This is a genomic window from Streptomyces rugosispiralis (genome assembly GCF_024505145.1).
GTDB classification, from domain to species: Bacteria; Actinomycetota; Actinomycetes; order Streptomycetales; family Streptomycetaceae; genus Streptomyces; species Streptomyces rugosispiralis.
The window spans coordinates 1-10,157 of sequence record NZ_JANIAA010000087.1 but is presented as its reverse complement, the minus strand read 5'-3'; the positions used below and the strand labels follow the sequence as shown (position 1 = coordinate 10,157).

Annotated in this window: 2 protein-coding genes; both read right to left on the bottom strand. The window is 74.2% G+C overall.

The features are described from left to right. On the bottom strand, positions 1–6,903 hold a 6,903-nt coding region (locus NP777_RS46085), incomplete at its 3' end, for a type I polyketide synthase (RefSeq protein WP_256656185.1). 65 nt (positions 6,904–6,968) lie between these two features. Beyond that, on the bottom strand, positions 6,969–10,157 hold a 3,189-nt coding region (locus NP777_RS46080; RefSeq protein WP_256656184.1), incomplete at its 5' end, for a type I polyketide synthase.

Sequence of the window (10,157 nt, the reverse complement as noted above, 5' to 3'; positions counted from 1 at the left end):
CGCGGCCAGCAGTTCGTCCAGGGCGGTCGGCTCACCGGAGACCACCACCGACGACGGCCCGTTGACCGCCGCCACCGAGATCCGCTCCTCACCCCACGGCGCGATCCGCTCCCGCACGTCCGCCACCGGAAGCGCCACCGACACCATGCCACCCTTGCCCGCCAGCACCCGGCCGATCGCCTGACTGCGCAGCGCCACCACACGCGCCGCGTCCCGCAGCGACAGCGCTCCCGCCACACACGCCGCCGCGATCTCGCCCTGCGAGTGGCCGACCACGGCCGACGGCCGCACTCCCTGCGAACGCCACAGCTCCGCGAGCGAAACCATCACGGAGAACAACACCGGCTGAACAACGTCCACCCGCTCCAGTGACGGTGCGCCCTCCGCCTCGCGCAGCACATCCACCAACGACCAGTCGGTGAACTCTGCGAGCGCGGCGGCACACTCATCAATACGGGCAGCGAACACCGGTGAAGCATCCAACAGCGCCACGGCCATGCCTACCCATTGTGACCCCTGTCCTGGGAACACGAATGCGGCCTTGCCCCCGATTGAGGCCCCCTGCACCAGGTTCGGCAGGACCTGCCCCCTAGCGAGGGCGTCCAAACCCCGGACGAAATCGTCCCGGTCCGTGCCCACCAGCACCGCGCGCCGGTCGAAGGCGGCGCGGGTGGTGGCCAGCGAGTGGCCGATGTCCAGCGGGCGCGCGGCCGGGTCGGCGTCGAGGTGGGCCAGCAGCCTGGCGGCCTGGGCGCGCAGCGCCGCCTCGCTCTTGCCGGACACCGTCCACGGCAGCGCGGTCAGCGGCCGGGTCACCGGCTCGGCCTCGCCCGGCTCCTCGGCGGGTGCCTGCTCGATGATGGCGTGCGCGTTGGTGCCACTGAAGCCGAACGAGGATACGGCGGCCCGGCGCGGGCGGCCGGTCTCCGGCCACTCCCGCGCCTCGGTCAGCAGCTCGACCTCGCCCGCCGACCAGTCCACATGCGGGGTGGGCTCGACGATGTGCAGCGACTCCGGCAGCACGCCGTGACGCAGCGCGAGCACGAGCTTCATGACACCGGCGACACCGGCGGCCGCCTGGGCGTGGCCGATGTTGGACTTGATGGAGCCGAGCAGCAGCGGCTGCCCGTCGGGCCGCTCCTGGCCGTAGGTGGCGAGCAGCGCCTGCGCCTCGATCGGGTCGCCCAGCGTCGTACCGGTGCCATGGGCCTCCACGACGTCCACCTCCGAGGCGGACAGCCGGGCGTTGGCCAGGGCCTGCCGGATCACACGCTGCTGGGACGGGCCGTTGGGCGCCGTCAGACCGTTCGACGCGCCATCCTGGTTGATCGCACTGCCACGCACGATCGCGAGCACTGGATGGCCGTTCTTACGGGCGTCCGACAGCCGCTCCACCAGCAGCATGCCCACGCCCTCGGCCGGGCTGAAGCCGTCGGCGTCCGAGGAGAACGCCTTGCTGCGGCCGTCCGAGGAGAGTCCGCGCTGGCGGCTGAACTCGATGAACGTGCCCGGGGTGGCCATCACGGTCACCCCGCCCGCGAGCGCGATCGAGCACTCGCCCTGGCGCAGCGACTGGACGGCCAGGTGCAGCGCCACCAGCGACGCCGAGCACGCGGTGTCCACGGTGACCGCCGGGCCCTCCAGGCCGAAGGTGTACGAGAGACGGCCGGAGACGACGCTCGCGGCGCTGCCGGTGGCCAGGTGGCCCTCGTAGCCCTCGGTGTTGTTGCGCATGACGATGGAGTAGTCGGAGCCGTTGGTGCCGACGAAGACACCGGACGGGCTGCCGTGCAGCGTGGCCGGGTCGATTCCGGCCCGCTCGAACGCCTCCCAGGACGTCTCCAGCAGCAGCCGCTGCTGCGGGTCCATCGCCATGGCCTCACGCGGCGAGATCCCGAAGAAGGTGGGGTCGAAGTCGGCGGCCCCGGTGAGGAATCCGCCCTCGCGGGTGTAGCTGGTGCCCTGCGCGTCCGGGTCCGGGTTGTACAGCGACTCGACGTCCCAGCCGCGGTCGCCCGGGAACTCCGACAGCGCGTCGCCACCGGAGGCGAGCAGTTGCCACAGCTCCTCGGGGGTGCGCACCCCGCCCGGGAAGCGGCAGCTCATGGAGACGATGGCGATCGGCTCGTCGTCGGCGAGCGCCGCCGCGGTCGGCAGCGCGGCCACGGCGGCCCGCTGCCCGCCCGCGATCTCGGTACGCAGATGGCGCGCGAGCACGGTGGGTGTGGGGTAGTCGAAGATCAGGGTCGGCGGCAGCTTCAGCCCGCTGGCGGCGCTGAGCCGGTTGCGCAGCTCGACGGCGGTCAGCGAGTCGAAGCCCAGCTCCTTGAAGGCCCGGCCCGCCTCGACGTCGTCGGCGCCCGCGTAGCCCAGGACGGCCGCGACGGCGGTGCGCACCAGCTCCAGCACCAGCCGCTCCCGCTCGGCCTCCGGCACCCCGGCGAGCTGCTGGGCGAGGGCGACCGCGCCCGCGCCGTCCGCCTCGGCGTCCCCGGCCATGTCCTGGATGACGTCCCGCGCCTCGGGCAGGTCGTGCAGCAGCGGACGGGAGCGGCCGGAGGTGAAGGCGAGGACGAAGCGCTTCCACTCCATGTCGACGACGGTGAGCACCGACTCGTCGCGGTCCAGCGCGTGCTGGAGCGCGGTGACGGCCGACCGCGGCGCCATCTCGATGACGCCGTGGCGGCGCATCCGGTCGCCGACGCCGCCCTCGGCCATCCCGCCCTCGCCCCACGGGCCCCAGGCCAGCGAGGTGGCGGGCAGGCCCTGGGCGCGCCGGTGCTCGGCGAAGGCGTCCAGGAAGGCGTTGCCCGGCGCGTAGTTGCCCTGTCCTGGCGCGCCGAAGGTGGCCGCGAAGGAGGAGAACAGCACGAACGCGCTCAGGTCCAGATCGCGGGTGAGCTCGTGCAGATGGCGGGTGGCGTCCACCTTGACCTTCAGCACCCGGTCCACCTGGTCCGGGGTCAGGCCCTCGATCACCCCGTCGTCCAGCACGGCGGCGGTGTGGACGACGGCGGTCAGCGGGTGTTCGGCGGGGATGTCCGCGAGCAGCGCCTCGACCTGGGCGCGGTCGGCCACATCGCACGCGGCGATGGTGACCTTGGCGCCCAGCTCGGTCAGTTCGGACCGCAGATCAGCGGCGCCCGGGGCGTCCAGGCCACGGCGGCTGGTGAGCACCAGGTGCTCGGCCCCGTTGCCGGCCAGCCAGCGCGCCACATGGGCGCCCAGGGCGCCCGTACCGCCGGTGACCAGCGTCGTACCCGACGGCGTCCAGGCCCGTACGGCGGGGGTGGCGGCCAGCGGGGCGCGCACCAGACGGCGTACCAGCAGCCCGGTGGCGCGGATCGCGACCTGGTCCTCCTCCTCGGCCCCGGCGAGCACGGTCACCAGCCGGGCCAGCGCCCGCTCGTCGGGCGCCCCGGGCAGGTCCACCAGACCGCCCCAGCGCTCGCCGTGCTCCAGCGCGGCCACCCGGCCCAGCCCCCAGACCAGCGCCTGCTCGGGGGAGTCCAGCACGTCCGCGCGGCCGACCGAGACCGCGCCTCGGGTGGCGGACCACAGCGGCGCGCCGATCTCCGCGTCGCCGAGTGCCTGCACCAGCGCGAGCTGCGCCGCCACCCCGGCCGGGACGGAGGGGTACTGGGGGTGCGCACGGCCGTCGAGGGCCAGCAGCGACAGCACTCCGGTGAACGGGATGCCGTCGATCTCCGCGAGCGCGGCCCGCAGCCGCTCGGCCAGCTCCTCGCGGCCGTCGGTGCCGGTGTGCACGGCGATCCGCCGTACGTCGGCGCCACGTTCGGCGAGCACACCGGCCACGGCGTCGGCCCAGGTGTCGTCGGTGCCGTCGGTGTCCTCGGTGGCCGGGGCGACGACGAGCCAGGCGCCGGTCAGCCGCGCGGACTGACTGTCGGCGAGCGGCTTCCAGGTGACGCGGTAGCGCCAGCCGTCCACCGTGGACTGCTCGCGGGCCTGCTTGCGCCACGACGCCAGGGCGGGCAGCAGCGCGCTGACCCGCTCGTCGCCGTCGACGTCCAGCTCGGCGGCGAGCGTCTGCCAGTCCTCGCGCTCGACGGCCTCCCAGAAGCGGGTCTCGACGGGGTCGGCGGCGGTGGCGGCGGCAGCGGCGGCAGCGGCGGGGCTGCCCGCCTCGAGCCAGTAGTGCTGGTGCTGGAAGGCGTACGTGGGCAGCTCGACGCGGGCCGCGCCCGTACCGTCGAACACCCCGGCCCAGTCCACGGTGACGCCGCGCGTCCACGCCTCGCCCAGCGAGATGTAGAAGCGGTCCAGACCGCCCTCGTCACGGCGCAGCGACCCGATCGCGGCGGCCTCGCGGCCCGCGTCCTCGGCGGTCTCCTGCACACCCATCGTCAGCACCGGATGGGCGCTGGACTCGATGAAGGATCCGAAGCCCTCGTCCAGCAGACGGCGAACGGCACCCTCCAGCTCAACCGTGCGCCGCAGGTTGGTGAACCAGTACTCCGCGTCCAGCTCCGGACCCTCGACCCACTCCCCCGTCACCGTCGACAGGAACGGCACCTGGGCGTTCTTCGGCTGTACGGGCGCCAGCAGCTCCAGCAACTCCTCGCGGAGCAACTCCACCTGAGCCGAATGCGAGGCGTAGTCCACCGGCACCCGGCGCGCCCGCACCTCATCGGCCTCACAGGACGCCAGAAGCTCATCCAGCGCCTCGGGCTCACCCGAAACCACAACAGACGACGGCCCATTGACCGCCGCCACCGAGATCCGCTCCTCACCCCACGGAGCGATCCGCTCCCGCACGTCCGCCACCGGAAGCGCCACCGACACCATGCCACCCTTGCCCGCCAGCACCCGGCCGATCGCCTGACTGCGCAGCGCCACCACACGCGCCGCGTCCCGCAGCGACAGAATCCCCGCCACGCACGCCGCCGCGATCTCACCCTGCGAGTGGCCGACCACGGCCGCCGGGACGACACCCAGCGAACGCCACACCTCCGCGAGCGACACCATCACGGCGAACAACACCGGCTGGACCACATCCACCCGCTCCAGCGACGGCGCACCCTCCACGCCACGCAACACCTCCACCAACGACCAGTCGGTGAACTCCGCGAGCGCCGCCGCACACTCCTCGATCCGCGTGGCGAAGACGGGCGAGGCGTCCATCAGCCCCACCGCCATCCCGGCCCACTGCGACCCCTGCCCCGGGAACACGAACGCCGTGCGGCCGCCGACGGCGGAGCCCTGTGCGACGCCCGCCGCCATGCCGCCCTCGGCCAGGGCGGTGAGCCCGGCCAGCAGTTCGTCGCGGTCGTGGCCGCGCACCACGGCGCGGTGGTCGAGCTGGGCCCGGGTGGTGGTCAGCGACAGGGCCACGTCCACCGGGTTCAGGGACGGGTCGGCCTCGAGGTGGGCCAGCAGCCGCTCGGCCTGGGCGCGCAGCCCCGCCGCGCTCTTGCCCGACACCGCCCACGCCACGACGTCCAGCCGCTTCGTCGGGGCCGCCGGTTCCTCGGCGGCCTCCTCGGCCTCCTCGGCGGGGGCCTGCTCCAGGATGGTGTGGGCGTTGGTGCCGCTGAAGCCGAAGGAGGACACGGCGGCGCGGCGCGGGTGGTCGGTCTCCGGCCACGGTGTGGTGTCGGCGAGCAGCGACACCGCGCCCGCCGACCAGTCGACATGCGGGGTCGGCTCGTCGATGTGCAGCGTCTTGGGCAGTACGCCATGGCGGATGGCCATGACCATCTTGATGATGCCGGCGACACCGGCGGCGGCCTGGGTGTGCCCGATGTTGGACTTGATGGAGCCGAGCAGCAGCGGCTGGTCCTCGGTGTGCTCCTGGCCGTAGGTGGCGAGCAGCGCCTGCGCCTCGATCGGGTCGCCGAGCGTGGTCCCGGTGCCGTGTGCTTCGACGGCGTCCACATCGGCGGCGGAGAGGCGGCCGTTGGTGAGCGCCTGGTGGATGACGCGCTGCTGGGACGGGCCGTTGGGGGCCGTCAGCCCGTTGGAGGCGCCGTCCTGGTTGATGGCCGAGCCACGGACGACGGCCAGCACCGGGTGGCCGTGCCGGCGGGCGTCGGACAGCCGCTCGACCAGCAGCATGCCCACACCCTCGCCCCAGCCGGTGCCGTCCGCGGCGGCGGCGAAGGGCTTGCAGCGGCCGTCGGCGGCGAGCCCGCGCTGCCGGCTGAACTCGGTGAACGTCGAGGGCGTGGCCATCACGGTGACACCGCCCGCGAGCGCCAGCGAGCATTCGCCATTGCGCAGCGCCTGCACCGCCATGTGCAGGGTGACCAGCGACGACGAGCACGCCGTGTCGACCGTGACCGCCGGGCCCTCCAAACCGAAGGTGTACGACACCCGGCCGGAGGCGATGGAGCCGGAGCTGCCGGTGCCCAGGAAGCCCTCGACGCCCTCGGGCACGGAGTCCAGCCGCGAGGTGTAGTCGTGGTACATCACGCCCGCGAACACACCGGTCCGGCTGCCGCGCAGCCCGGTCGGGTCGATCCCGGCCCGCTCGAACGCCTCCCAGGAGCTCTCCAGCAGCAGCCGCTGCTGCGGATCCATCGCCATGGCCTCGCGCGGCGAGATCCCGAAGACCGCCGGGTCGAAGCCGCCCGCGTCGTAGAGGAACCCGCCCTCGTTCACATAGCTGGCGCCCGCCTGGTCGGGGTCGGCGTCATAGAGCGACTCGACGTCCCAGCCACGGTCGGTGGGGAAGCCGGAGATCGCGTCCTCGCCGTCCAGGACGAGCTGCCACAGCTCCTCGGGGGTGCGCACACCGCCCGGGTAGCGGCAGCTCATCGCGACGATCGCGATGGGCTCCTGGTGCCGCTCCTCGACCTCGCGGAGCTGCCGACGGGCCTGACGCAGATCGGCGGTGGCCCGCTTGAGGTAGTCCCGGAGCTTGTCCTCGTTATTCACCATTGCGTCGGCTCCTTGGGAAGAGGGAGGTGGTGCTCATGAGTTCCATGGGTTCAGAACGCTCCCGTTCAGGAGGAGCCGAGTTCGTCGTCGAGCAGGTCGAAGAGCTCATCGTCGGTCGCGGATTCGAGGTCGTGGTCGTCGGTGTCGCCGTCGGCGGTCGCGTCCTGGGCGTCGTTCCACTTCGCCAGGAGCGCCTGGAGGCGCATGGTGATCCTGGAGCGCGTCACGCTGTCGTCCGCGGCCACCGCCAGGGCGGCTTCCAGCCGGTCGAGTTCGCCGAACACCGAAGGACCGCCGCCGTCCCCGTGCGGGAGTTCCGCGCGCAGATGGTCGGCCAGGGCGTCGGGGGTCGGATAGTCGAAGATCAGCGTGGCGGGCAGCCGGAGGCCGGTGGCCGCGCCGAGCCGGTTGCGGAGTTCGACGGCGGTGAGCGAGTCGAAGCCCAGCTCCTTGAAGGCCGCGCCGGGTTCGATCGCCGCCGCGCTGCCGTAGCCGAGCACGGTGGCCACCTGGCCGCAGACCAGGTTGAGCAGGAAGCGGTCCCGTTCGGCCGCGGACATGCCCGCGAGCCGCTCGGCGAGGCCCGTCGCCTCGTCCGCCCCGCCGCCACCACCGGCCGCGGCGCGCCGTACGGGGGTACGGATCAGCCCGCGCAGCAGCGGGGCGACCCCGGCCGTGGACTGGGCGCGCAGGGCGGCGACGTCCAGGGCGGCGGGGATCAGCACCGGGTGTCCGGCCAGGCCCGACACATCGAACAGGGCCAGGCCCTCGGCGTTGCTCAGCGCGCCCATGCTGCTGCGGCTCATCCGCTGCCGATCGGCCTCGGCGAGGGTCGCGGCCATGCCGCCCTCGTCCTCCCACAGGCCCCAGGCCAGGGAGACGGCGGGCAGGCCCTGGGCGCGGCGGTGCTGGGCGAGGGCGTCCAGGAAGGTGTTGGCCGCCGCGTAGTTGCCCTGCCCCGGGTTGCCGAACACACCGGCGGCGGAGGAGAACAGCACGAACGCGGACAGGTCGAGGTCCCGGGTCAGCTCGTGCAGGTTCCACGCCGCGTCCACCTTCGGGCGCAGGACGTGGGCGACGCGCTCGGGGGTGAGGGACTCGACGATCCCGTCGTCGAGCACACCCGCCGCGTGGATCACGGCGGTGAGCGGGCGGTCGGCGGGAACGGACGCGATGACCTCGGCCAGGGCGTCCCGGTCGGCCGCGTCACACGCCACCCAGGCGACCTCGGCGCCCAACGCGCCCAGCTCGGCCGCGAGTTCGGCGGCGCCCGCCGCCTCCGCGCCCCGGCGGCTGGTCAGCAGCAGCCTCCGGGCGCCGCGCTCGGTCACCAGATGGCGGGCCAGCACCCCGCCCAGGGTGCCGGACGCGCCGGTGACCAGCACGGTGCCCGCCGGGTCCAGGCCGGGCACGGTCGCCGCGTCCAGGGCCGCCACCCGCGCGAGCCGCGGCGCGTGGACGACCCCGGCGCGCACGGCGAGCTGCGGCTCGTCGGTCCGCAGGGCCGCCACCAGGGCGGGGAGCCAGCCGTGGGGGGTGGCGGGGGTGGCCGGGTCGTCATGCGCCGGGTCGTCATGCGCCGGGACGCCGCGGGCCAGGGCGCCGTGGATGTCGATGTCCCCCTGGACGTCGACCAGGACGAACCGGCCCGGGTGCTCGGCCTGCGCCGAGCGCACCAGGCCCCAGGCGGCGGCGTGCGTCAGGTCGTCCACGCCCTCGGCCGCTTCGACGCCCTCGGCCCCCGCGTCGTCGCCCGTGGTCACGGCCACGGCGCCACGGGTGAGCAGGACCAGCCGGGAGTCGGCGAACCGCTCATCCGTCAGCCACTCCTGGACCAGCCCCAACGTCCGCCGGACGACGGTGTGCGCGGCGCCCGCGGTGTCCCCGGGCGTGCCCAGGTCGGGCAGGCACGGCACCAGGACCACATCGGGCGCGATCCCCTCGGCCTCCACCGCCTCGGCGAGCGCCGGGAGCCCCGCGTACGTCTCGGCCTCGATACCGGTGTCCGCGTCCGTCAGCGCGGCCGTGAGCTTCAGATCGCCGCCGCCGAAGCCGTCCAGGACGGCCCACAGGGCGGTGTCCTCCGGCCGCTGCCGCACCGCGGGCGTGGACAGCGCGGCCCAGTCGATACGGAACAGCGCCTCGTGGTGTGCGGTACGGGCGCCCGCGAACTGCTCGGCGTCCAGCGGCCGCAGCGCCAGCGAACCGACCGACACCACCGGGACACCGGCCTCGTCGCTGATCTCCAGCGCCACCGCGCCATGCCCGGCCGGGGAGACCCGCACCCGCAGCGCGGTCGCGCCGACCGCGTGCAGCCGTACGGCGTCCCACGAGAACGGCAGCCGCGCCTGGCCCGCCTCCTCGGCCGGGAAGAACCCGCCGAGCGCCACCGTGTGCAGCGCGGCGTCCAGCAGCGCCGGGTGCAGCCCGAACGCACGGGCCTCGCCCTGCCGGTCCGCGTCGAGCGCCACCTCGGCGAACACCTCGTCCCCGCGCCGCCACGCCTTGCGCAGACCCTGGAACACCGGGCCGTAGGCGAGGCCGAGGGCGGCGAAGCCGTCGTACAGCCCGTCCACGTCGAGCGGTTCGAGGTCGGCGGTGGAGGCCGTCTCGGCGGCCGGGGGCCACTCCGCCGGGGCGGTGGCGGAGGATCCGGAGACCGTGAGCACACCGGAGGCGTGCCGGATCCACGGCTCGTCGGTGGCGTCCTCCAGCCGCGAGTAGACGGTCAGCGCACGCCGCCCGTCGGAGCCGTCGGGCTCGTCCACGGCGACCCGAAGCTGCACCCCGCCACGCTCCGGCAGGATCAGCGGCGCTTCGAGGGTCAGCTCCTCCAGCAGATCGCAACCGACCTGGTCACCGGCCCGAACCGCCAGCTCGACCAGGGCCGTACCGGGCAGCAGCACGGTGTCCATGACGGCGTGGTCGGCCAGCCAGGGGTGGGTACGGAGCGAGAGCCGGCCCGTGAAGAGGACGCCCTCGGAGTCGGGCAGCTCCACCGCCGCGCCCAGCAGCGGGTGATCGGCCGCGCCCAGACCGGCCGAGACCACGTCGCCGATGGTCCCGGCGGGAGCCTCCAGCCAGTAGCGCTCGCGCTGGAAGGGGTACGTGGGCAGCTCGGTGCGCTGGGCACCGGTCCCCGCGAAGAACGCCCTCCAGTCCACCGCCACGCCTCGGACGTGGGCCCGCGCGACGGCGGCCGTCAGCGCCTCGGCCTCGGGGCGGTCCTTGCGCAGCGCGGCGGCGAAGGCTGC